Source organism: Amycolatopsis stemonae (assembly GCF_054781455.1).
On record NZ_BAAGUJ010000005.1, the window covers coordinates 195,227 to 217,828 of the forward strand.

At 70.8% G+C, this 22,602-nt stretch carries 20 protein-coding genes and 1 pseudogene; 19 read left to right on the top strand and 2 right to left on the bottom strand.

Translation table 11 applies throughout. The features are described from left to right. The first annotated feature begins 20 nt into the window (after positions 1-20). From ACYVLJ_RS20205 to ACYVLJ_RS20260, 12 genes are all read left to right on the top strand, one after another. Positions 21-1,565 (top strand): class I adenylate-forming enzyme family protein, encoded by a 1,545-nt coding sequence (locus tag ACYVLJ_RS20205; protein WP_460439805.1) that lies wholly within the window; start codon positions 21-23, stop codon positions 1,563-1,565. 75 nt (positions 1,566-1,640) lie between these two features. Further along, the gene (locus tag ACYVLJ_RS20210; RefSeq protein WP_460439806.1) at positions 1,641-2,354 is read left to right on the top strand and encodes an SRPBCC family protein; all 714 of its coding nucleotides are present in this window, start codon (positions 1,641-1,643) and stop codon (positions 2,352-2,354) included. Then, positions 2,351-3,751 (top strand): aldehyde dehydrogenase family protein, encoded by a 1,401-nt coding sequence (locus ACYVLJ_RS20215; protein WP_460439807.1) that lies wholly within the window; start codon positions 2,351-2,353, stop codon positions 3,749-3,751. Before ACYVLJ_RS20210 ends, ACYVLJ_RS20215 begins: the two co-directional genes overlap by 4 nt. Beyond that, positions 3,748-4,860: an MDR/zinc-dependent alcohol dehydrogenase-like family protein gene (locus ACYVLJ_RS20220; RefSeq protein ID WP_460439808.1), complete on the top strand. Its 1,113-nt coding sequence runs from the start codon at positions 3,748-3,750 to the stop codon at positions 4,858-4,860. Before ACYVLJ_RS20215 ends, ACYVLJ_RS20220 begins: the two co-directional genes overlap by 4 nt. Next, on the top strand, positions 4,857-5,651 hold the full coding sequence (locus ACYVLJ_RS20225) for an MBL fold metallo-hydrolase (RefSeq protein ID WP_460439809.1): 795 nt from the start codon (positions 4,857-4,859) through the stop codon (positions 5,649-5,651). Before ACYVLJ_RS20220 ends, ACYVLJ_RS20225 begins: the two co-directional genes overlap by 4 nt. 2 nt (positions 5,652-5,653) lie before the next feature. After that, positions 5,654-6,418 carry an SDR family NAD(P)-dependent oxidoreductase gene (locus tag ACYVLJ_RS20230; protein WP_460439810.1) on the top strand — a complete coding sequence of 255 codons (765 nt, stop codon included), beginning with the start codon at positions 5,654-5,656 and terminating at the stop codon, positions 6,416-6,418. Continuing rightward, positions 6,415-8,760, top strand: coding sequence for a xanthine dehydrogenase family protein molybdopterin-binding subunit (locus tag ACYVLJ_RS20235; protein WP_460439811.1), 2,346 nt, complete (start codon positions 6,415-6,417; stop codon positions 8,758-8,760). Before ACYVLJ_RS20230 ends, ACYVLJ_RS20235 begins: the two co-directional genes overlap by 4 nt. Beyond that, the gene (locus ACYVLJ_RS20240) at positions 8,757-9,482 is read left to right on the top strand and encodes an enoyl-CoA hydratase (protein WP_460439812.1); all 726 of its coding nucleotides are present in this window, start codon (positions 8,757-8,759) and stop codon (positions 9,480-9,482) included. The genes ACYVLJ_RS20235 and ACYVLJ_RS20240 overlap by 4 nt, the downstream gene beginning before the upstream one ends. Before the next feature lie 10 nt (positions 9,483-9,492). Next, positions 9,493-10,311, top strand: coding sequence for an FAD binding domain-containing protein (locus ACYVLJ_RS20245; RefSeq protein WP_460439813.1), 819 nt, complete (start codon positions 9,493-9,495; stop codon positions 10,309-10,311). Continuing rightward, a complete protein-coding gene (locus tag ACYVLJ_RS20250; RefSeq protein WP_451987231.1) occupies positions 10,308-10,790 on the top strand; it encodes a (2Fe-2S)-binding protein in 483 nt (160 codons plus the stop codon). The genes ACYVLJ_RS20245 and ACYVLJ_RS20250 overlap by 4 nt, the downstream gene beginning before the upstream one ends. Continuing rightward, positions 10,787-11,227: an LLM class flavin-dependent oxidoreductase gene (locus tag ACYVLJ_RS20255; protein WP_460439814.1), complete on the top strand. Its 441-nt coding sequence runs from the start codon at positions 10,787-10,789 to the stop codon at positions 11,225-11,227. The genes ACYVLJ_RS20250 and ACYVLJ_RS20255 overlap by 4 nt, the downstream gene beginning before the upstream one ends. Continuing rightward, a complete protein-coding gene (locus ACYVLJ_RS20260; RefSeq protein WP_451987235.1) occupies positions 11,224-11,811 on the top strand; it encodes a TetR/AcrR family transcriptional regulator in 588 nt (195 codons plus the stop codon). Before ACYVLJ_RS20255 ends, ACYVLJ_RS20260 begins: the two co-directional genes overlap by 4 nt. 907 nt (positions 11,812-12,718) lie before the next feature. Here ACYVLJ_RS20260 and ACYVLJ_RS20265 read toward each other — a convergent pair. Continuing rightward, positions 12,719-13,606 (bottom strand): hypothetical protein, encoded by an 888-nt coding sequence (locus ACYVLJ_RS20265; protein WP_460439815.1) that lies wholly within the window; start codon positions 13,604-13,606, stop codon positions 12,719-12,721. A 1,009-nt stretch (positions 13,607-14,615) separates the two neighbouring features. Here ACYVLJ_RS20265 and ACYVLJ_RS20270 point away from each other — a divergent pair. Continuing rightward, positions 14,616-15,306 (top strand): annotated as a pseudogene (locus tag ACYVLJ_RS20270) (molybdopterin-dependent oxidoreductase); the annotation flags it as partial. A 115-nt stretch (positions 15,307-15,421) separates the two neighbouring features. Next, positions 15,422-16,093, top strand: coding sequence for a fasciclin domain-containing protein (locus ACYVLJ_RS20275; RefSeq protein WP_460439816.1), 672 nt, complete (start codon positions 15,422-15,424; stop codon positions 16,091-16,093). A gap of 503 nt (positions 16,094-16,596) precedes the next feature. On the opposite strand, the gene ACYVLJ_RS20280 is transcribed toward ACYVLJ_RS20275, so the two are convergent. Next, positions 16,597-17,058, bottom strand: a complete 462-nt coding sequence (locus tag ACYVLJ_RS20280; protein WP_460439817.1) for an SRPBCC family protein — start codon at positions 17,056-17,058, stop codon at positions 16,597-16,599. Between the two features lie 208 nt (positions 17,059-17,266). On the opposite strand from ACYVLJ_RS20280, the gene ACYVLJ_RS20285 reads away from it, so the two are divergent. The 5 genes from ACYVLJ_RS20285 (at position 17,267) to ACYVLJ_RS20305 (ending at position 22,588) form a co-directional block, all read left to right on the top strand. Beyond that, complete coding sequence (locus ACYVLJ_RS20285) at positions 17,267-18,466, top strand: PucR family transcriptional regulator (RefSeq protein WP_451987237.1); 1,200 nt, start codon at positions 17,267-17,269, stop codon at positions 18,464-18,466. 151 nt (positions 18,467-18,617) lie between these two features. Further along, positions 18,618-20,948, top strand: a complete 2,331-nt coding sequence (locus ACYVLJ_RS20290; RefSeq protein ID WP_460439818.1) for a molybdopterin cofactor-binding domain-containing protein — start codon at positions 18,618-18,620, stop codon at positions 20,946-20,948. A gap of 9 nt (positions 20,949-20,957) precedes the next feature. Then, the gene (locus ACYVLJ_RS20295) at positions 20,958-21,434 is read left to right on the top strand and encodes a (2Fe-2S)-binding protein (RefSeq protein ID WP_451987241.1); all 477 of its coding nucleotides are present in this window, start codon (positions 20,958-20,960) and stop codon (positions 21,432-21,434) included. 204 nt (positions 21,435-21,638) lie between these two features. Then, complete coding sequence (locus ACYVLJ_RS20300) at positions 21,639-21,953, top strand: hypothetical protein (RefSeq protein ID WP_460439819.1); 315 nt, start codon at positions 21,639-21,641, stop codon at positions 21,951-21,953. A gap of 59 nt (positions 21,954-22,012) precedes the next feature. Further along, entirely contained in the window at positions 22,013-22,588 is a 576-nt protein-coding gene (locus ACYVLJ_RS20305; protein WP_460439820.1) for a GNAT family N-acetyltransferase, read from the top strand. Positions 22,589-22,602: the final 14 nt, after the last annotated feature.

Sequence of the window (22,602 nt, forward strand, 5' to 3'; positions counted from 1 at the left end):
TAGTAACGTCAGGAGTGCTCATGCTCAAAGTCGAGCTGATCCGTCCCGTACCGCAGCTGCTCGCCGAGCAGGCCGAGCGGTTCGGGGACAAGATCGCTTTCCGGGACGACCACCGCTCGGTGGGCTACCGGGAGCTCGCCGAACGCACCCGCCGGGTGGCCGGTCACCTCGTCGCCGGCGGCGCCGCCCGGGGTGATCGCGTGCTGATCTACCTGGACAACAGCGCCGACATCGCCGAGGCCTACCTCATGACGACCCGGGCTTCGCTGGTCGGGGTCTGCGTGAACGCCGACGCCGCCCCCGCCGAGATCGAGTACATGTTCCTCGACTCCGGCGCGTCGGTGATCATCACCGACCGGGCCCACGCGGCGCACGCGCGCGAGCTGGCCCGCACCGGGGGAGCGACGGTGCTGGTGGTCCGCCCCGGCCGGGTCGACGACGCGCTGTCCTATGAGGAACTGGCCACCTCCGAGCCCGCCGGGCCGCCGCGGGACGACCTCGGCCTGGACGAGGTCGCCTGGATGCTCTACACGTCCGGCACCACCGGCCGGCCGAAGGGCGTGCTGCTGACCCAGCGCTCGTGCCTGTGGGTTGTGGCGGCCTGCTGGGCGCCGATCGCGGGTCTGTCCGAACAGGACGAAGTGCTGTGCCCGTTGCCGCTGTTCCATTCCTACGCGCTGGTCCTGTGCGTGCTCGGCGTGTTCGCGACGGGCGCGACCGAGCGCATCATGACCAAGTTCTCGCCGGGCCGGGTGTTCGACCTCCTGGCGCGGGAAGAGTTCACGATCCTGCCCGGGGTGCCGACCATGTTCCAGTACCTCGTGCACGCCGCGCGGGAGCGCCCCGTCGACCCCGGCGGCCTGCGGCTGTGCCTTTCGGCCGGGGCGATCCTGCCGGCGGCCCTCAACGCCGAGTTCGAAGCGGTGTTCGGGGTCAAGCTGCTGGAGGGCTACGGCATCACCGAAACCTCGACGATGGTCACCATGAACACCGTCGACGGCGGGCGCGTGCTCGGTTCGTGCGGGCTGCCGATGCCCGGGGTCGGGGTGCGCCTGGTGGATCCGGTGACCGGCGAGGACGTCGGCGTGGACGAAGAGGGCGAGCTGTGGGTGAGCGGGCCGAACGTCATGCGCGGCTACCACAACCGCGCCGACGCGACCGCCGAAGTGCTGCACCACGGCTGGTACCGCACGGGCGACCTCGGGCGGCGTGATCCCAACGGGTTCGTGACCATCAGCGGCCGGACCAAGGAACTGATCATCCGCGGCGGGGAGAACATCTACCCCGCGGAGGTCGAGGCTGTGCTGCTGAAGTCCGAGCAGATCCGCGATGTGGCCGTGGTGGCGCGCGAACACCCCGACTTGGGCGAGGTGCCGGTGGCGTTCGTCGTCGCGGAAGAGCCGGGGAAGCTGGACGTCGGCGCCCTGCTGGACGGCTGTGCCCGCGAGCTCTCCAAGTTCAAGATCCCGGCCGAGGTCGTCGAAATCGAGGCGATTCCCCGCACCGGTTCCGGGAAGATCCAGCGGTTCCTGCTGCAGAAGCGGCTGACGGCGCCCGCCGGGTGAGACGCGGGTGCCGTTGACCCCGGCAGCACGCTGCCCGTAGCATACAAACTAACGTTAATTAGTAAGGTGGTGTCTGTGGAGCTCTCCAACACCTTCACCGTGAACCTGCCCGTCGACGACGCGTGGAAGGTGCTGACCGATTTACCGCGGGTCGCGCCCTGCCTGCCGGGAGCCTCGCTCCAGGGCGTCGAGGACGACGTGTACCGCGGCTCGGTGAAGATCAAGGTCGGCCCGGTCTCGGCGCAGTACCGCGGCACCGCCCGGTTCGCGGAGAAGGACGACAAGGCGTACCGCGCGGTGGTCCGCGCCGAAGGCAAGGACGCGGGCGGGCAGGGCAACGCCGCGGCGACCGTGACGATGAGCCTGGCCGAGCAGGGCTCCGGCACCAAGGTCCACGTCCGCACCCAGCTCGACCTGTCCGGCCGCGTGGCCCAGTTCGGCCGCGGCGTCATCTCCGACGTCACCAACAAGCTGATCGGGCAGTTCGTGCAGCGGCTGGAGGCCGAGTTCGCCCCCGGCGCCGCGGCCACCGGCGGCCCGCCGGTCGCCCGGGCCGCGACCTCGGGTGATGACGTCGAAGCTCTCGACGTCTTCTCCGGCATGGGCGGCCTCATCGCCAAGCGCGCCCTGCCCGTGGTCGGCGGCCTGGTGGCCCTGCTGGCCGGGATCCTGCTGGTCCGCAACCGCGGTGGCCGCCCGGGACCGGCGCCGGCCGGCCCGCCCGTCGTGATCAACCTGTCCTTCCCGGCCCTGGCCGGCCGGGCCAACCCCGAGGAGACCGTCCGATGACCGACGAGCTGATCCGCGAACCCGCCCTCTACATCGGCGGCGACTGGGTCGCCGGGCACGGCGAGGACAGCGAGGTCGACAACCCGGCCACCGAAGCGGTCACCGGCGTGGTGACCCAGGGGACGGAGTCCGACGTCGACCAGGCGGTCGAGGCCGCACGCGCCGCGTTCCCGAAGTGGGCCGCGACTTCCGTGCGGGACCGTGCCGCCGCGGTGCGCCGCCTGCACGACGTCATCGCCGAGCGGGCCGACGTCTTCGCCGGCCTCATCACCCGCGAGCAGGGCTCGCCGCCGCCGGTGGCGCGGAAGCTGCACGTGGACGTGCCGCTCGCGGTCATCGCCCGCACCGCCGACGCGCTGGAGGAGTTCCCCTTCCGCCAGAACCGCGACAACTCGGTGATCCTGCGCGAACCGGTGGGGGTGGTCGCCGCGATCACGCCGTGGAACCTCCCGCTGCACCAGGTGGTCGTCAAGGTCGTGCCGGCGATCGCGGCCGGCTGCACGGTCGTGCTCAAGCCCGCCGCCCTGACCCCGCTCGCGGCTTTCGAGCTGGCGCGCGCCTTCCAGGCCGCCGGCTTCCCGCCCGGCGTGCTCAACCTCGTCACCGGCGGCGGCCGGGTGGTCGGGGACCTGCTGTCCCGCCATCCCGGCGTCGACCACGTGTCCTTCACCGGTTCCACCCCCGTGGGCCGGCAGGTCGCCGCGGCCGCGGCCGAGACCGTCAAGGGCGTCACCCTCGAACTCGGCGGGAAGTCCGCGAGCGTCGTGCTGTCGGACGTGTCCGACGAACTGCTGGCGAAGGCGGTCAAGGTGACCGTCGCGAACTGCTTCCTCAACGGCGGGCAGACCTGCACCGCGCTGTCCCGGCTCATCGTCCCGGCCGCCCGGCTGGCGCAGGTGGAGGAGCTGGCCGCCGCGGCGGCGGCGAAGTACGTCCCCGGACAGCGGCTCGGCCCGCTGATCTCCGCAGGACAGCGCAAGGAAGTCCGGAGCTTCCTCGAGCCGCAGGGTGCCAAGCTCGTCACCGAAAACCTCCCGCTGCCCGACCAGGGGTACTTCGTCACCCCGGCGGTGTTCAGCGAGGTCGACCCGGCGTCAAGGCTCGCGCAGGAGGAGATCTTCGGCCCGGTGCTGTCGATCCTGTCGGCCGAGTCCGACGACCACGCGATCGAGCTGGCCAACGACTCGATCTACGGGCTCGGCGGCGCACTGTGGCTCGGGGACACCGACCGCGCGCTCGACTGGGCGGCCCGCATCCGCACCGGCCAGATCGACGTCAACGCGGCGCCGTTCAACCCGCGCGCGCCCTTCGGCGGCTACAAGCAGTCCGGCATCGGCCGGGAAATCGGCGACTTCGGCATCGAAGACGTCCTCGAGATCAAGGCGGTGCAGCTGTGACGGACGGATACCAGGTCGAGGTCGACGCGCTGGTCCTGCGCTCGCCGGAGAAGCCGATGGAGGTCGAACGCATCCGGCTGCGCGACGTCGGGGAGGGCGACATCCGGGTCCGCATCGACGCGACCGGCGTGTGCCACTCCGATCTGTCGCTGGCCCGCGGCGTGCTCGCCCAGCAGTTGCCCGCGGTGCTGGGCCACGAGGCCTGCGGGACCGTGGTCGAAACCGGCTCGGCCGTCACGGATCTGCGCGAGGGCGACCGCGTCATCCTGCTGTGGATCACCCCGTGCGGCCACTGCGTCAGCTGTGCCCGCGACGAGCCGCACCTGTGCGTCAACGGCTCGGCCCGCGGCGCCGAGCCCTACGCGCTGGACTCCGCGGGAGAACCGGTCTACCCGGGACTGACCGTCGGCTCCTTCGCCGAGCAGACCGTCGTCCCGGCCGCGGCCGCGGTCAAGGTTCCCGACGACATCAGCACCGCGGACGCGGCGCTGCTGGGCTGCGCGATCACCACCGGCGTCGGCGCGGTCACCAAGACCGCCGCGGTCACGCCCGGCGCGTCGGTGCTGGTCGTCGGCCTCGGCGGCGTCGGCCTGGCCGCGGTCCAGGGCGCCCGGCTCGCCGGCGCGACGAACATCATCGCCGTCGACCGCAACCCCGACAAGGCAAGCTTGGCCGCCCAGCTCGGCGCACACCACTTCGTGCCGGCCGACGACGACACGAAGAAGGCCGTCCGCGCGCTCACCGGCAAGCAGGGCGTCGACTTCGCCTTCGACTGCGTCGGCTCCTCGCGCACGATCCGCGACGCCTGGGGCATGACCCGGCGCGGCGGCACCGCGTGCGTCGTCGGCATCGGCGGCAAGGACGACCAGGTCGGCTTCAGCGCCCTCGAGCTGTTCCACTTCGCGCGCACCCTCGTCGGGTGCGTCGCCGGCTCGCTGAACGCCGAGCAGGACCTGCCGCGCTACTTCGACCACATCCGGGACGGGCGGCTCGACCTGGCGGCCATGGTCACCGGCCACGGCAAACTGTCCGATGTGGAGGCTGCGCTCACGGAGATGGCCGCGGGCAGGGGAATCCGCACCCTCGTCGTGCCGGAGGGCGCCCGATGAAGGTCGGCGCCCTGACCGTCGAACCCGTCTACGACGGCTACGGCCAGGAACCCGCCCGCGAAGTGCTCACCCACCCCGGGGTTTCCGACGCCTGGTCGTGCCACGAGCACCTGCTCGACGAGGCGGGCCGGCTGCGCCTGGAGCTCGGCGGGTTCCTCGTCCGGACCGGCGGCCGCGTCATCCTGGTCGACGCCGGCGTCGGGACGATCGACAACGACAAGTACCACGGCGGGCAGTTCCTGGAGAGCCTGCGCGGCCTCGGCGTCGACCCCTGGGACGTCACCGACGTCGTGTTCACCCACCTGCACTTCGACCACGTCGGGTGGGCCACGAAGAAGGGCCAGGTCGTCTTCCCGGAGGCGACCTACCGCGTCCACCGGGCCGACTGGGCCCACTTCGTGGAGAGCCCGGACGCCGACCCGGGCGCGGTGCGCAAGCTTTCCCCGCTCACCGAGCGGCTGGAGACGTTCGAGCACGACACCACCCTCGCGCCGGGGTTCGACGTCCGCCACCTGCCCGGGCACACCCCGGGAACCGCGGTCTACGTCGTGTCGAGCGAGGGCGAGCGGGCGCTGCTGCTCGGCGACGTCGCGCACGCCCCGGTCGAGTTGACGGATCCGGCGTGGGAAGCGGTGTTCGACCTCGACCCGGTGGCCGCGCGCAAGGTCCGCGCGGACCTCGTCCAAGCCGTCACCGACCGGCCCGACCTCCTCGCCGCCGCGCACTTCCCTCCCGGCCGGCTGATCACCGTGGACGGCGAGCGCCGCTTCACCCCACTCGAAAAGGAATGACCATGGATCTCAAGCTCCGCGGCAAGAACGTCCTCGTCACCGGCGCCGGGCAGGGCCTGGGACGCGCGATCGGAGTCGCCTTCGCCGCGGAAGGCGCCAACGTCGCCTTCCACTACAACTCCTCGGCCGACGGCGCGGAAGAGGGCGCCAAGGAAGCGGCCGCCCTGGGCGTCAAGGCGATCGCCGTGGGCGCCAACTTGCAGGACGGCGAGTCCGTGACGCGGGCCGTGGCCGAGGTCGCCGAGCAGCTGGGCCCGATCGACGTGCTGGTCAACAACGCGGCCGCGACCCAGAGCAAGCCGTTCCTCGAGACCACCGAAGAGGACTGGGCGCCGCAGATCGGGGTCACGGTGGCGGGCACGCTGCGCGTCACCCAGGCCGTGGCCCGGCAGATGGCCGAAAACGGCGGGGGCTCGATCGTCAGCCTGATGGGCGACTCCGGCCGGGTCGGCGAATCACGCTTGCTGGTCACCGCGACCACCCGCTCGACCACCGTCGGCCTCACCAAGTCCCTGGCCAAGGAGCTGGCGCGGCACCAGATCCGGGCGAACGCCGTCTCGATCGCGCTGGTGCGGACCCAGAGCCTCGACGCCCACACGGGCAACGCCGACGAGGCCAAGATGAAGAAGATCCTCTCCGCGTATCCCTTGCGCCGCTTGGGCACGCCGGAAGACATCACCCCGACCGTCCTGCTGCTGGCTTCGCCGCTTTCGTCCTGGACCACGGGACAGATCGTGTCGGTCAACGGCGGGTACACGATGCCATGACGACACCCGAGCAGACCCACCCCGCCGACACCACCGCCGAGCCCGCGGTCGGCCGGACCGTTCGCCGCAAGGAGGACGACCGCCTGCTGACCGGACGCGGCCGGTACGTCTCCGACCTGCAGCTGCCGCGGATGCGGCACATCGCGTTCCTGCGCAGCCCCTACGGCCACGCCCGGATCAAGGAGGTCGACACCTCCGCCGCCGAGGGCGCGGCTTGGGCGGTGTTCAGCGGCGACCACCCCGCCTTCGCCGCGATCGGCCTGCGCGCCCAGTCGGCGCTGCCGTCCTATGTGGAGACCGAACAGCCGATCCTGGCCCGGGAAAAGGTCCGGTTCGCCGGCGAGCCGGTCGCCGTCGTGGTGGGCGACGACCGGTACCAGGCCGAGGACGCACTCGAACTGATCGACGTCGACTACGAACCGTTGCCGGCCACGGTCACCGCCTGGGCGGAGCCGACCGAGCCGCTGCACGCCGACGCGCCGGACAACGTCCTGCTGGAACGCACCTTCGACACCGGTGCGGTGCCGGAAGCCTTGGCGGGGGCGGACATCGTCGTCGAACGCGAGCTGATAACCAACCGGCACGCGGGCAACCCGATGGAATGCCGGGCCGGGGCGGCGGTCTGGGACGGCGAACGCCTGACGTTCTGGTCCGGGACCCAGGTGCCGCACATCGCGCGGAACATGCTCGCCGAGCTCCTCGGCGTCCCCGAGGGCACCATCCGCGTCATCGCGCCCGACGTCGGCGGCGGCTTCGGTGTGAAGGCCGTCCTCTACCCGGAGGACGTCGCCGTGTGCCTGGTCGCCCGGCAGATGCCCGGTGTTCCGGTGAAGTGGGTCGAAGACCGCGCCGAGCACCTGCTCGCCGCGACCCACGCCCGTGACCACCGGTACCTGGTGCGGGCCGGGTTCTCCGCCGACGGCGCCTTGGTCGCCCTCGACGCCGACGTGACCTGCAATGTGGGCGCGTACTCGGTCTACCCCTGGACGGCGGGGATCGAGCCGCTGATGGCCGGCGGGCTCCTGTCCGGGCCGTACCGGTTGCAGCACTACCGCTGCACTGTCCGCGGGGTCGCGACCAACACGGCGCCGTCGGGGCCCTACCGCGGGGTCGCCCGGCCCGCGAGCGTCTTCGCGATGGAATCGCTCCTCGACGACGCCGCGGTCCGGCTGGGACTGTCGAGTTTGGACATCCGGCGGCGCAACCTCGTCACGCCCGAGGAGATCCCGTACCGGATGCCGTCCCGGCTGGTCGACGACTCCGGCTGGTACGGCGAGTGCCTGGAAAAGGCGATCACGACGATCGGGCACGAGGACTTCCTCACCGAACAGCGGCGCCGGCGTGAGGCGGGGGAGAACCCGATCGGCCTCGGGATGGCTTGCTACAACGAGCTCACCGGCCTCGGCCGGGCCGCGTCCGCGGGACCCCGGATGCCGTTCCGCACGGGGCACGACGCGTGCACGGTGCGGGTCGACCCCGACGGCCGGGTGACCGTCCTGTCCGGGGTGACTTCACAGGGCCAGGGCCTGGAGACGACCGTCGCGCAGATCGTCGCGGACGCCGTGGGCGTGCCGTTCGACGACGTCGAGGTGCGCATCGGGGACACCAACGAATCCCTGTGGGGCTTCGGGGCGTTCTCGTCCCGGCAGGCCGTCATCGGCGGTGGCGCCGCCCACCGCGCGGGCCACACGGTCCGCGAGAAGATCCTCAGGCTGGCGAGCGAGCTGTACGAGGTCGGCCCGGATGATCTGGAAGTCGTCGCGGGCGAAATCCGGGTCACGGGTGACCCGAAGCCGCTCGGAACGCTGGCCGAAGTGGCCCGGGTCGCCTACCTGGAGTCCAACCGGCTGCCGAAGGGCATCGAGCCCGGGCTGGAGGCCACGGAGTTCTACGACCCGGTCCGCGGTGCGTTCGCGGCCGGCGCGCAGGCGGCGGTCGTCGAGGTCGACCGGGCGACGGGCGCGCTGCAGATCCTGAAGTGGGTCTGCGTCGAGGACGCCGGGACGGTGATCAACCCGCAGATCGTCGAGGGACAGATCGCCGGTTCCATCGCCCAGGGCCTCGGGGGCGCGCTGTACGAGCACCTGATCTACGACGAGGCCGGGAACCTCTCCACCGGCACGTTGATGGACTACCTCATGCCCACCAGCGCCGAGATCCCGGACCTCGTCATCGACCACGTGTCCCATCCCGCCGACAACCCGCTGGGCGTCCGTGGGGTAGGGGAGGGCGGCACCCTCGGCCCGAACGCCGTGCTGGCCGGGGCCATCGCCGACGCCCTCGGCGTCCGGATCACGCACCTGCCGTTGACCCCCGCCACGGTCTGGGAGGCCCTGCGATGATCACCATCGAGGAACAGGACGGGGTCGGCCTGATCGTTCTCGACCGCCACGAAAAGCGCAACGCGCTCGACGTCGAACATCTCGACGCGCTGCGTGCCGCGGTCGAGAAGCTCGCCGGTACGGCCCGGGCGATCGTCGTGACGGGCACCGGCACCAGTTTCTGCGCCGGCGCCGACCTCCACGGCGTCTACGGCGACGGCTTCCGCAAAGCGCTCTACGCCGCGCTGAGCGCGATCACCGCCGCGCCGGTGCCGGTGATCGCGGCCGTCAACGGCCCCGCCATCGGCGCCGGCACGCAGCTCGCGATCGCCTGCGATCTGCGCGTTGCCGACAGCACCGCGGTCTTCGCGGTCCCGACCGCGCGCAACGGCCTCGCCGTGGACCCCTGGACCGTCCGGCGGCTCGCGCTGCTCTCGGGTGGGGGACCGGCCCGGGCGATGCTGCTGGGCGCCGACCGGCTCGACGCCGAGCGGGCGCACGGATACGGCCTGGCGGACCGGCTCGGGACGCTCGCCGACGCGATGGCGTGGGCCCGCGAAATCGCGGAGTTCGCGCCCTTGTCGCTGCAGTACTCCAAGACCGCGCTGGAGTCGCTGTTCGAGCCGCAGCCGTCGGAGCCGCGGCTGGACGAACTCTTCGATTCCTGCTGGAGCAGTGAGGACTTCGCCGAAAGCCGGCGTGCCCACGCCGAGAAGCGCGCCCCGCGGTTCCGAGGGCGCTGAAAGGTCCGTCATGAAACCCGCACCGTTCGACTACCACCGGGCCACCAGCGTCCGGGACGCCGTGCAGGCCTTGGCCGACGCGGCCGGCGACGGCAAGATCATCGCCGGCGGGCAGAGCCTCGCGCCCGTGCTGGCGCTGCGCATGGCCCGGCCTCAGGTGCTCGTGGACATCAACCGGATTCCCGGGCTGTCCACGATCGTGCCCCTCGACGGTGCCATCCGGATCGGCGCACTGGTCCGCCACGCCCGCCTGGTCGAGCAGACCGGGCACCCGATGCTGGCCGAGGCCGCCCGGTGGATCGGGCACACGGCGATCCGCTCGCGGGGCACCAGCGGCGGCAGCATCGCCCACGCCGACCCCGCCGCCGAGCTGCCGGTGGTCGCCGCGGCGCTGGAAGCCACCATCCACATCGCCGGCCCGCGCGGCACCCGCACGAGCTCCGCGGCGGAGTTCTGCACCGGCGCCCTCGAAACCACCCTCGCCGAGGACGAGATGGTCACGGCCGTCGACATGCCGCTGCCCCAGCGGTGGGGGTTCGCGGAGTTCTCCCGCCGGCACGGCGACTTCGGACTCGTCACGGTCGCCGCCGCCGAGGTCGGCGGGCACTGGCGGATCGCGGTCGGCGGGGTCGGCAGCGTCCCGCTGCGCGTCGAAGAGGCCGAACAGCTGCTCGACGCGGGCGCGCCCGTGGAGCAGGTGGCCGCGGCGGCCGCGGCCGCCACGTCACCGAGCTCCGACATCCACGCCTCGGCCGATTACCGGCGTGCGATGACCGCAGAGTTCGTCCGCCGTGCCCTCGTCCAGGAGAAGGAGCGTGTCGCAGCATGAAGGTCGAATTCACCGTCAACGGCGATCGCCACGACGTCGACGTCGAACCGCGGCGCACCCTGGCCGACGCTCTTCGCGAGGACCTCGGGCTCACCGGCACCCACGTCGGCTGTGAGCACGGAGTCTGCGGCGCGTGCACGGTCCTGGTCGACGGCGAGCCGGTGCGCGCGTGCCTCATGTTCGCCGTCCAGGCGGAAGGCTCGTCGGTCACCACGATCGAGGGCATGGCCGGGCCGGACGGCACCCTGCACCCGCTGCAGGAAGCCTTCTCGGCCCACCACGGGCTTCAGTGCGGCTTCTGCACCCCGGGCATGTTGATGTCCGCGCTCGACCTGCTCAACCGCGAGGAGCGGCCGTGCCGGGCGCGGATCCGCGAAGAGCTGTCGGGCAACATCTGCCGCTGCACCGGCTACGCGGGCATCGTCGACGCCGTCGAAGCCGCGGCGAACGAGCTGGCCACCGGTCCGGAGCCGGCGTGACCCGCGTCGTGCTGCGGCTGCGCGACCGGCCCGCCGCCGAGCTGCGGCGGACCTGCGAACTACTCGACGAAGCGGGCTGCGACACGATCTACCTCGAAGAGGACTTCACGTCCTGCGCCGCCGTGGCCGTCCTGACCAGGCGGGTCCGTATCTGCTGCCTGACCACCTCCCGCGACGCGGCGCTCGTGGCGGACGCCGCCGAAACCCTCGACTACCTCAGCGATGGCCGGTTCGTCCTCGGCGTGGGCCCGTTTTCGCCCGACGACGGCCCTTACAGTGGCCTGGTCGCGGCCGAAAGGGTGATCGAAGAGGTGCGTGCCCGGGTGCCGGGGCTTCGGGTGCTCGTGGCCGACGCCGACGACGTCGTGACACCGTTGACGAACCGGCTTCGGACCGTGGACGAGGCGTCTGCCTGGCTCGCCGCGGTGAAGCCGTGACCGACCTGCGCCCGGTCGTGAGCGAGAGCGTGGTGCTCGACGTCGCCTTGACCCTCTTCGCCGAGCGCGGGTTCCACGGCACCGCGCTGAGCCAGATCGCCGGTCGCCTCGGCATCCGCACCCCGAGCCTGTACAACCACATGCGGTCCAAACAGGACCTGCTGCGCGCGATCGTGGACGAAACCACGGCGACCGTGCTCGAGGAGTTCCACCACGCGACCGCCGACGGCGGCTGGGAGACGCGGCTGCGCGAGGCCACCCGGGTCTACGCGTACCGGCACGCGACCCACCGCCGTGAGGCCCTGGTGGTCAATCGCGACACGGATTCGCTCGACGAGCCGCACCGCGGTCGCCTGCAGAGCCGGCGCCGCGAGCACGAGCACGCTTTCCGCGCGATCATCGCCTCAGGGGCCGCGGCGGGAGTCTTCCGGGTCGATTCGCCGGCGCTGGCCTCGTTCGCGATCCGGGAGATGTGCGTGAGCATCGCCCGATGGTTCCGCGACGACGGGGAGCTGTCCGCGGCCGACATCGCGGAACAGTACGGCGGTTACGCTCTGAGCATCGCGGGCGCGGAGATGTCCTGACGAGCCGGTCCGAAAGCGGCCAGCTCACCCCGCAACCGAGCCATCCTGACACGTAGTGCAAACGGGATCAATGCAACGCAATCCAGCGCTTTGATGGCGCCGTCGATCCACAACACCCAGCCGTGGCTGTTCCGCTGCACGGCCTCGGAGGTCGAGGTGCACGGCGACTTCCGGCGGGCCCTTCCGGTCACGGACAGCTGAAATCGCGAGTTGGCCTTGTCCTGCGGCGCCGCGCTGTTCAACCTTCGAGCGGCCATTTACGCTTAAGGGTTCCTGCCCGTCAGCACTGTGCGGCCTCGCGTCGAGCACCCGTCGTTGTTCGCGGTCGGTCCCCACCACGGCGCCTCGGCCGACAATAGCTCGCCTGGCCGGCGCGATCCCCCGGCGCCGGAGCCTCCGTGGCGCGCCGACCGCGTGTGCCATCCCGGGTTCGCTGATCGCCGCGTTGCGCCACGCGGCGGCTGTCGGACCCGCAGTTCCGGGCCGAGCGGAGACTGTGGGACGGCGGTGGCCGGAGACGGGACGGGTCCCGGGAGGCGGCGAGTTCCGGCGTCCGGCTGCCCTGAACCGCGCCGGCCGGGCCGTGCCGCCTCTGATGCTCGTCGCGTCGTTCGACGATGGACTGGTTCCGTGGTTGCACGCCGGGCAGGCCATGCAGCGGGTGCTGCTCACCGCGACGCTCGCCGGGCTGGACGCCGGATTCTGGTCTGCGGCGGTGGAGGTGCCAAGCGTGCGGCGCGAGCTACGCGAGCTCGCGGGTGGCGCGGTGTGGCCGCAAGCGCTTCTTGCGATCGGCCGAGGGCGCGCCGCAAAGCCGTCCCCTCGCCGTGACCTCGACGAGGTGCTGATCGAGTGGAGTGGGGGCGCCGTGCGGTGCTTTCGCACCGGACGGCGCCCCAGGTGCCCGTCAGGCGGAGGTGGCGCAGCCGCCGATGTCGTTGCTCCAGGTCGGCTGCACGGCGAACCGGCCGGCTGAGGTGGACAGTGCGGTCAGGCCCTGCCAGGCGCACAGGTCGCCGTTTTCCTCGCCGCTGGAGTCGAGCCAGCCGTTGCCGGCCTGCGGGTCGGTTTCGGCTTCGGCGTATTCGTGGCCGCCGACGATGCTGAACCCGTCGAGGGAGTTCTGCACGGAGTTGGCGCCGCACCCGGAGCCGGCGTCGAGGACGTAGGGCATGTTGGTGTAGGCGACGTTGCCGTTCCAGTCGTGCCAGGCACAGAAGCCGGCGTTCGGGAAGTTGTCCGGGCTGGTGCCGGACGGGCTCACCACGAACACGTCCGCGTTCACGCCGGACACCCCGAAGTGGCCGGCGCCCCGGTTGGCCTCGGCCGAGATCTGCGACGCGGTCGAACTGGCCGGAGCGGCTGAACCGTTGTCGACCCAGGTGCCGCCGAGGACCGGGTTGCCGCTGGAGGCGTTGCCGCTGTTGTCGGTGTACTGGTCCATCACGTTCGACCACCGCTCGGAGCCGTTGCCGAGGCCGGCGAAGAAGTTGGTCAGGTAGGACTGGACGCCGTTGGCGTCGCTGTTCCACTGGGAGCCCCAGAAGACCAGGTAGACCTTGGTGTTGTGCTCGACCGGGCCGCCGCCCCAGGCCAGCTGGGACAGCGGCGTCCGGCGAGCCGCCGCGTCCGCGCGGTGCATGACGATCTTGTGCGAGGCGGCCGGCTGGTGCGCTGCGCTCTGGTCGGGGGTTGCGGCGTGGGCGGTGCCGGTCATCGCGGCGGCGAGCCCCAATGCGGTCGCGCAGACCGTCGCGCCCATCCGGCCCCAGCGGTTCTCGGAAACCAATGGCATGACATTCCTCCAGATGTTCGATTCTTGCCGGGCGGTAAAAAAACTCAGGAAACTTCTTCGAAGTGATCGACTGCCGACCGATTTCGACGGAAAATCGGCAGTTCTCCACTTGATGAGCCGCGGCTCTTTTTGATGAGTCTTCGCTGTGGGCCGAGGGGATGGCGTCGGCCCGGACAGGCATGGCGATCCTTCGAACCGTGGGGACGTCGCGGATTACGGTGCGATGCCGATCGCCGGGTCGTGGAAGCGTGAATGGGCAACGAACGTTTGTCGTCGGAGTGTGGCCGGCGCCAGGTGGACGTTCGCAAGAATCCCCGATGGCCGTCCGGGAAACTACCTACCTCCGTATGTAGTTGTGAGTGAATTGCCGTCTGTTAACCAAAACTGTTTCTTGCTCTTGAACTTCGCCAATCGCCGCTGTCGGACATCCGGTCTGCTAGGGCACGAATCGAAGCCCGTGGACGGTGTCCCGGGGAAGGTGGTGATGGGCAGTGAGCCGGTGGTAGCCGACGGCCCGTCGCGTTGGCCGCGTCGACCAACCAGCTGCCGACCAAACTGGTCGGGGCCGCCACGGTAGGAGACCCGCGGCAACCGGACCGGCTCGAACGCCCATCGGCCGGCAGTCGTGAATCTCGACCCGCGTCGCTCGCGAGGCTGCCCGAACCAGCGATCCCGAGCAGACAGCGTTTCCAGGTCTCACCTGCTCGGCCCGTCGACAACGGCGTTGTCCTGTTCCGACCGGCGAGACTCCTCGGGTGCGACCTGGATGACTTTCAGCGAGCTCCGGCGCTCGGCGGGTTGGCGAGGAAACCCAGTACAGCCCACATGACTTCGGCGGTCTGCTCGTCGTGCGGGTTGTGGCTGGCGTGTTCGACGAGCTGCAGCCGGGCGCGGGGGATCTTCGTGGCTAGTTCGTACTGGGCCCCGGGAGGAACAGCACGTCATCGCGTCCGGCCAGGACCAGGGTCGGGACGTCGAGCTCGTGGGGCCGGTCCAGCACCGACCAGCCGTCGAGCGTGAAGTCCGCTTCGGTTACCAGGACATCCGCAACCGGCCGCTGGTCGAGCGCACGGTGACGACGACGTGTGTGTCCAATGAGGTCGGTGGCGATTATGTGTCGACGTCGAACTTCGTCGGGGTCGACTTGGCCGACCTGCTCGCCGAGGCGGGGGTGAAACCCGGTGCCGAGCAGTTGTTCTGCACCAGCGTCGACGGGTGGACCTCGGGTACCCCGGTCGCGGCGGCGCAGGACCGCGCCCGTGGGGCGATGCTGGCGATCGGGATGAACGGCGAGCCGTTGCCGCTGGAGCACGGGTTTCCGGCCCGGCTGGTCACGCCCGGGTTGTACGGGTACGTGTCGGCGACGAAGTGGGTCGTGGACATCGAAGTGACGACGTGGGCGGCGCGGCAGGCCTACTGGCTCAAGCGCAGCTGGGCCCGCGAGGCGCCGATCAAGACCGAGTCGCGGGGGTCGCGTGGGCCCAGCACACCGGGATCGAGCAGGTGGAGGTCCGCGTCGACCAAGGGCCGTGGCAGGAGACCACGCTGTCACACGAGGTCAACCTCAACACCTGGCGGATGTGGGTCGACCAGGTGTTCTGCCGCGCCACCGACAAGTCGGCTACACGCAGACCGACCAGCGCGCGGGCACCGTCACCGATAGCGCGACCGGCTGGCACAACGTCACCTTCACCGCCGCCTGGAAGTTTTTCCCGATTCACCAATCCGGTTCCCGCCGGGCCCCGAACCACTGGCAACAAGAGGTTCTCGCCGAATCGGCAGCCTCAGCCGCGTAACCAATTGGAGTGAATTCTCGTGCGTAACCTTCGTATTGCCGGTATTGGTCTGACCGCGGCCGCCGCGCTCACCCTGACCGCCTGCGGCAGCAGCTCCACCGGGTCGTCGAGCAGCTCCAGCGCCGCGGCCCCCTCTTCGTCGATGGCCGCGCCGCCGTCGAGCATGGCTTCCGGTTCAGCGGACGGCGTGACCACCAACGCCGACGTCTTCGGGCCGGCCTGTTCGCAGCTGCCGCAGGGGTCCGCGCCGGGCTCGCTCGACTCGATGGGCCCGCAGCCGGTCGCCTCGGCCGCCTCGACGAACCCGTTGCTCACCAAGCTGGTTGCGGCCGTCAAGGCCACCAACCTGGTCGACACCCTCAACAGCCAGCAGGCCATCACGGTGTTCGCGCCGGCCGACCCGGCGTTCGAAGCCCTCGGTGACGCGAAGTTCAAGGAACTGGCGGGCAAGCCGGCCGAGCTGGCGCCGATCCTGCAGTACCACGTCGTCGGAAAGCGTTACGACGCCAAGGGTCTCGCCACCGCGGGCTCGCTGGAGTCGCTGAACACCGCCGGTGGCCCGCTGAAGATCGAGGGCTCGGGCGAGAACATGACGGTCAACGGTGCGAAGATCCTGTGCGGCAACATTCCCACGAAGAACGCCACGGTCTTCGTGATCGACAAGGTGCTGACCCCGGGCACCAACAAGTAACCCCGGCTCGGCCGCCGACGGGCGGCCATCCCCGGACGGCCACCGCGGACTCCGCAAACTTCCTGGAGTCCGGGTGGCCGTTCGTCGCTGTCCGATCCGGACAGCGCGCAGTCTGGCGGCGGGTAGCAGGAGATCCGCCGCCGGGGACGCCGAAGCGGCGGCGTCCGCCGGTCGTCGCCACCGCCGGATCACTCCAGGGCCGTGGCGGCGACCGGCCCCTCGGCGCGCGGAGACCCGGAAGACGATCCAGGGTGACCCTGGTTTCGGTCTGGCCCTGGCCGCGAGCAGCCCAGCCTCCCGGAGGGCCTCGGCAACCGGAGTCGGTGGCCGGTCGGGGGACCGGCCACCGGAGGACGCCGGAAGGGCGGCGTCCTGGCCCGGCCGGGGACGGCATGCCGTCTCCGGCGGAGTGGTGGGTGCGGGCGGGGACCCCGCACCCACCACCGGGTCAGTGGGGCAGGGGAAGTCGTTGCCGGAGGCTCGGCGAGACGAGCCGAGCCGGCTCACTCGACGGTGCGGGCGAGGATGCCGAGGGTCGCCCGCAGCGCGGCTTCGGGGATGATCGGGAAGTCGATCTTGTCCCGGTAGCGGGGCTCGATTTCGCTCCAGTCGTAGTAGGACGTCACGCGGGTCCCGGAGCCGTCCGGCTCGAGCCGGTAGCCGTAGAGGTGGCGGATGGGCGGCTGGATGGTGCCGGAGATCGTCCACTCCAGCAGGGTGTCCTGCTCGTACTTCGTGATGACGACGGTGACGTCGTACTTGCCCATCGGCAGGTCGTTGAGGGCTTCGCGGTCCATGTGGACGGTGAACTCGTCACCCACCCGGTCGACCGGCTCGCCGTCGGCGGACTGCAGCATGCCGGAGCTGTCGATGGCCACGTGCCCACGCGGGTCGCACAGCAGAGCGAAGACCTTCGCGGGCGGGGCCGCGATCCGGCGGCTCACCTCGAACCGTTGCATCGTCATGGTGCGAGCCTGCCACTGATCGGCCAGGCCGAGCAGGCGCCATACCGGAGGCTCGATCTCGAGGTATGACGACTAAGAGCACTTCAGCCCGTTCGGCCGGGGGAGCCACGGGCTAAGGTTTCGACTGCCGTCGGCGCCTTCTGTTCCCATCCATGCGGCGACCGGCGCCGAATCCCGCCGGTGGAGCTACGACGAGGTGGTGGTGCTGATGCTCGGGACGCGGAAAGACGACAGTGAAACGGCGTCGTCGCTGGCGGCCAGCTTGCTGGGTGAGCTCGACGAACTGACCGACGCCCTGGTGGTCGCGATCGGGGACCAGAACCCGGGCTACCGGGTGATCGACGTGGTGCCCCGCGACGACTTGTGGCAGTCGTGCCACGACAACCTGCGACGCGTGCTTCAGCTCGTCGGACAGGGCGCAGCGGAGGACGACTTCTACGACGCCGCCCGGACGACGGGCCGGCGCCGGGCCGAGCAGCAGTTGCCCCTCGACGACGTCCTGCGCTCGTTCCGGATCGGCGGACGGCTGGTCTGGCAGGCGCTGACCGAGCAGGCCCGGGCCACCGGGCGCCTGCCCGACGACGCGATGCTCGACCTCGCGACCCGCGTCTGGGAGGTCGTGGACGCGACGTCGGCCCAGGTCGCGTTCGCCTACCACACGGCTGAGCGCAGTTTCGTGCGCGCCGACGAGCAGCGGCGCGCGTCGTTGTGGGAGGGCCTGTTGCAGGGGCGGGCGGCCGACGCCGGGTTCGCCTACGAGGCCGGCCGCACGCTGCGGCTGCCGGTTTCGGGCCCGTACGTGGTCGTCGCCGCGGCGGGGCCCGGGGACGCCGAGCCGCTGGGTGCCGCGCTCGAAAAGCTCGGCTCCACTTCGGCGTGGCAGTCGCGGGCCGACGTGCTCGTCGGCCTGGTGTCGCTGCCCCGCCGCGCCGTGCCGGACGTCGTCGCGGCCGTCGGCGCGGTGCTGGCCGTGCCGGCGGGGGTGTCGCTGGTCGTCGACGGCTTGGCCGCGGTGCACACGGCCTACCGCCAGGCCGTCCTCGCGATGCGGACCGTCCCGCCGGGCCGGGTGGACGTGGTGTGCCTGGCCGAACGGCTGCCCGAGGCTCTGCTGCTCAGCTCGCCCGAACTGACGGACTCGCTGCTGCAGGACTGGCTGCGGGGCCTGCTGGACCTGGGGGGCGACGAACGCGGTCCGTTGCTGGAGACGCTGTCGACGTGGGTGCGCACCGGTGGTTCGGCGACCCGGTCGGCGCTGGCTCTGCACTGCCACCGCAACACGGTGCTCAACCGGATCCACCGGATCGAAGGGTTGATCGAACACCGGCTGACCGGCGGCGATCTGCCCCTGGAGCTGGCGTTGGTCGCTCGCGCGCTGCCGTTCCTGCCGCCACCGCGAGTGCCGTGACGACCACCCATTGTGCAAAGTGCCCAACGGCACTAGGCCAAATGTAGGCAGTCAGGTCCTTCATCCGGCGGTGTGATCCGTGCAAAAATCCGGCGGCGGTGCTCAGGGCCGCACTTCTCCGACACCGTAGTTCGAGAGGACTCAGCTGCTGATGGCCCACCACGTCCCCGCCGGGCAGCCACCCGAGCCCGAGTCCCGCGCGTTCGCCCGTCGTCGCTTCCTCGGCTTCGTGCTCGCCGCGCCCACCTTGGCCGTCGCCGCGCAGGTCGGCCTCGCGGAGTTCGCGCCGGGGGAGGCCGACGCCGCGATCCCGACGCTGCCGCAGCCGGAGGACATCTTCGACCTCGGCGACCTGCAGAACCTCGCCGCGCTGCCGACCTCGGGCCTGATCACCGTGCAGGTCGGCGCCGACGGCCGGGCCGCTTTCGCGGTACCGCGCGCGGAGGTCGGTCAGGGCATGACCACCGCCGTGGCGATGATGATCGCCGAAGAGCTCGACCTGCCGCTGGACAAGATCGACGTCACCTTGGCCGACGCCCGGCCCGAGCTGCTGATGAACCAGCTCACCGGCGGCTCCAACTCGATGCGCAGCATCTACACCCCGGTCCGGACGGCGTCGGCGATCGCCCGGCAGCGGCTGCTGGCCGCGGCCGCCGCCCAGTGGGGGGTACCGGCGTCGCAGCTGACGACGTCGGGTGGGTTCGTGCGCGGCTCCGGCGGACGTACGGCGAGCTACGGTTCCCTCGCGAAGGCCGCCGCGTCCGCGACGACGATCAGCGTGGTCGCGACGCTGAAGCCGCGCTCGGAGTTCACGGTGCTGGGGACGCCGCAGAACCGGCTGGACGCCCACGCGGCGGTCACCGGGACCAAGCAGTTCACCCTTGACATCGCCGTGCCGAACGCGCTGCCGACGATGGTCGCCCGGCCGCCCACGATCAACGGGACCCCGCGGACGATCCTCAACGCGGCCGAGGTCAAGGCGATGCCCGGGATCACCGATGTCGCCGCCATTTCCCACGGCGTCGCGGTGCGTGGCCGTACTTTCGGCCAGTGCATCGACGCGATCCGCGCGCTGAAGGTGACCTGGGGCCCGGGCACAGTGGACGGTGAGTCCGATGCGACCGTGCTCGAGAAGCTCAAGGCCGCGCAGCTGCCGATGACCGTGCCCGGCCTGCTCGACCAGTACATCGACGCCGAGTTCACCTTCGCCGCCGCGAGCAACAGCCCGCTGGAGACCGGCGCCGCGATCGCCGACGTCCGGCCGGACCGGGCGGAGATCTGGTCGTGCCTGAAGGTGCCGATCGTGGCGCAGGAGGACATCGCCAAGCAGCTGGGGCTGCCGCAGGACGCGGTGAAGGTGCACGTCACCCAGGGCGGCGGGTCGTTCGGCCGGCACCTGTTCCACGACGCGGCGGCCGAAGCGGCCGAGGCGTCGCAGAAGATGGGCAAGCCGGTCAAACTGATGTGGTCGCGCACCGACGACTTCCGCCAGGGCCGCATCCACCCGATGTGCGTGTCCCGGGTGCGGGCGACCTACCTGCTGGGCAACGTGGTCAGCTTCGAGCAGCGGCACACGAGCGTCGAGACCGAGTTCAGCCACGGCCTCGGCGAGATGTTGACCGCCTTCGCGTCGAGGCTGCCGGTCGGCGGGAACCTGAGCTTCGCCGAGTCGATCTTCCTGCTGAGCCAGTCCTCGCCGTACAACTTCGGGGTCACGACCCAGCTGCTCAACGAGATCCCGCTGAAGTTCAACACCGGCAGCATGCGCAACATCTACTCGCCGAACGTGGTGACCGCCGAAGAGCTGGTCGTCGACCAGCTGGCGAAGAAGTTCGGCAAGGACCCCGTCGCCTTCCGCCGCGAGTTCCTGCGGGACGACCGGTTGCGTGCCGTTCTCGACAAGGCTGTGCAGGCCGGGAACTGGGGCCGCGCGATGCCCGCCGGTACCGCGCAGGGCATCGCGCTGCACTCGGAGTACCGCGGCGCGGTCGCGGTGCTGGTGGAGATCGACTGCCGGCCGGAGACGGTCAACCGGAAGATCCGGGACGCGGTCACCGGCCCGCGCGTGACCAAGGCGCTCGTGGTCGTCGACCCCGGGTTCGCGATCAACCCGCGCGGCCTCGAGGCGCAGATGATCGGCGGGCTCAACGACGGCATCGCGATGTGCCTGACCTCCAGCATCCACGTCAAGGACGGGATCCCGCTGGAAGGCAGCTGGGACAACTACTTCTACACGCGGGAGTGGAACACCCCGCCGGAGACCGACGTGATCGTCATGCCGAACACGTCGGACAGCCCGAGCGGTGCGGGCGAGCTCGCGGTGGCGCCGTCGTTCGCCGCGGTCGCGTGCGCCTACGCCCGCGCGGTCGGCAAGATGCCGACCTCGTTCCCGATCAACCACGGCACGCTGAGCTTCGAGCCGTTGCCGGTGCAGCCGTCCACGCCGCCGTCGCCGACCGACGGCCTCGACTACGCCTACTAGGAGCACGTTGTGCCGCAACACACCCTGAAGGTCAACGGCCAGGTGGTCACGGTCGACGCCGAGGACGACGTCCGGCTGCTGTGGGTCCTGCGCGACCTGCTCGGGATCACCGGCCCGAAGTACGGCTGCGGGCTGGACGTCTGCAAGGCCTGCACCTGCCACATCAACGGCAAGGCGTTCAACCCGTGTTCGGTGCGCGTCGCCGACATCAAGGACTCCGACGAGATCACCACGATCGAGGGGCTGCCCGCCACCGTCGGCAAGGACCTGCACCCGATGCAGGAAGCCTGGCTCCAGCTCGACGTCGCCCAGTGCGGCTACTGCCAGCCGGGGCAGATCATGGCCGCCGTGGCGAAGGTCCGGCAAGCGCGGGCCGCGGGCCGGGAGATCTCCGACGCCGACCTCGACGAGATCCGCAACATCTGCCGCTGTGGCACCTACGCGCGGATCCGCGAGGCGATCAAGGCCGGCGCCGAGCACATGTGACCGTGGGCTGTCCCTGATGGACAGTCGCCGGGTTGGGATTCGGGCGATCCGCAGGGCCTGGCACACCTGATCACGCACCGGCCCGGGAGTCCGGTTCCCCGCGGCATCCGTCGGCCACACGGGCGCCGCTTTCGCCCTCGACGACCGCTACAGTAGGGATACCCACCGAGCGGTGGTTCGGGGTGAGCGAGGAACGGGGCCGTGATGCACGAATGGTTCGCGGTGCGGTGTGTCTTCCAGTGGAACGAACCCGACCGCCGCCCGTACGAGGAACGGCTCACGGTGTGGCGGGCGGCGGACATGGAGGGCGCGCTCACCGCCGCCGAGGCGGAAGCCCGCGAGTACGCGGAGGCGATGGGGGCCACCTATCTCGGACTGGCCCAGGGGTACGAGACCGGGCTGGTGGAGCTCGCCTCGGGGAGCGAGGTGTTTTCGCTGCTCCGTGACAGCCCGTTGTCTCCGGAGGAATACCTGGACCGCCACTTCGACACAGGCTCCGAGCACCAGGAGACCACCTGACCTGAGGCTGCCGGGTGTGCCGCCGGTCCACTGTGCACGCTGAACGCACGCTCGTCGGCATGAGCGTGCGTACGGCTTTCCCGGCGAGGATCGCCTGGCACGAGGGCACCGATACGGTGTACGCGGCCTGCAGCGCGAGAAGAAGGGTGGCCATGGCAGAGGTCCGGCTCGATCCGATGACCAGCGAGGAATACGCGGCATACCACCGAGACGCGGTGCCGGCCTATGCCGAGGCTCATGTTTCGGCGAAGAGCTGGCCGGCCGATGGGGCGCGACAGCGCGCCGTCGACGAGTACGCCGAGCTCTTGCCCGAGGGCGTGGCCACACCCGGCCATCACCTCTACATCGCGCGGCATGGCGACCAGGAGATCGGCATGATCTGGTTCGCCGAACGTCCCCACGGCGCCGACCGGGTCGCCTACCTCTACGACATCAAGGTCGAGACAGACCTGCGTGGCCAGGGGCATGGTGAAGCGCTCATGCGGGCGATGGAGGAAGAGGTCCGCTCCGTCGGTCTGAAAACCGTGCTGCTCCAGGTGTTCGGCAACAACTCGGTCGCCCGATCGCTTTACCGGAAGCTCGGCTACATCGAGACCAACGTCGTCATGGCCAAGGTTCTCGACCAGCAACAATAGGCACGCCGCTACGA

What these genes read in the sequence shown, in the direction of transcription:
- ACYVLJ_RS20300 (WP_460439819.1), top strand. Translation starts at nt 21,639, where the DNA reads ATGCACGAATGGTTCGCGGTGCGGTGTGTCTTCCAGTGGAACGAACCC.
- ACYVLJ_RS20285 (WP_451987237.1), top strand. Translation starts at nt 17,267, where the DNA reads ATGCTCGGGACGCGGAAAGACGACAGTGAAACGGCGTCGTCGCTGGCG.
- ACYVLJ_RS20235 (WP_460439811.1), top strand. Translation starts at nt 6,415, where the DNA reads ATGACGACACCCGAGCAGACCCACCCCGCCGACACCACCGCCGAGCCC.
- ACYVLJ_RS20240 (WP_460439812.1), top strand. Translation starts at nt 8,757, where the DNA reads ATGATCACCATCGAGGAACAGGACGGGGTCGGCCTGATCGTTCTCGAC.
- ACYVLJ_RS20245 (WP_460439813.1), top strand. Translation starts at nt 9,493, where the DNA reads ATGAAACCCGCACCGTTCGACTACCACCGGGCCACCAGCGTCCGGGAC.
- ACYVLJ_RS20290 (WP_460439818.1), top strand. Translation starts at nt 18,618, where the DNA reads ATGGCCCACCACGTCCCCGCCGGGCAGCCACCCGAGCCCGAGTCCCGC.
- ACYVLJ_RS20230 (WP_460439810.1), top strand. Translation starts at nt 5,654, where the DNA reads ATGGATCTCAAGCTCCGCGGCAAGAACGTCCTCGTCACCGGCGCCGGG.
- ACYVLJ_RS20280 (WP_460439817.1), bottom strand. Translation starts at nt 17,058, where the DNA reads ATGACGATGCAACGGTTCGAGGTGAGCCGCCGGATCGCGGCCCCGCCC.
- ACYVLJ_RS20215 (WP_460439807.1), top strand. Translation starts at nt 2,351, where the DNA reads ATGACCGACGAGCTGATCCGCGAACCCGCCCTCTACATCGGCGGCGAC.
- ACYVLJ_RS20225 (WP_460439809.1), top strand. Translation starts at nt 4,857, where the DNA reads ATGAAGGTCGGCGCCCTGACCGTCGAACCCGTCTACGACGGCTACGGC.
- ACYVLJ_RS20305 (WP_460439820.1), top strand. Translation starts at nt 22,013, where the DNA reads ATGAGCGTGCGTACGGCTTTCCCGGCGAGGATCGCCTGGCACGAGGGC.
- ACYVLJ_RS20205 (WP_460439805.1), top strand. Translation starts at nt 21, where the DNA reads ATGCTCAAAGTCGAGCTGATCCGTCCCGTACCGCAGCTGCTCGCCGAG.
- ACYVLJ_RS20250 (WP_451987231.1), top strand. Translation starts at nt 10,308, where the DNA reads ATGAAGGTCGAATTCACCGTCAACGGCGATCGCCACGACGTCGACGTC.
- ACYVLJ_RS20265 (WP_460439815.1), bottom strand. Translation starts at nt 13,606, where the DNA reads ATGCCATTGGTTTCCGAGAACCGCTGGGGCCGGATGGGCGCGACGGTC.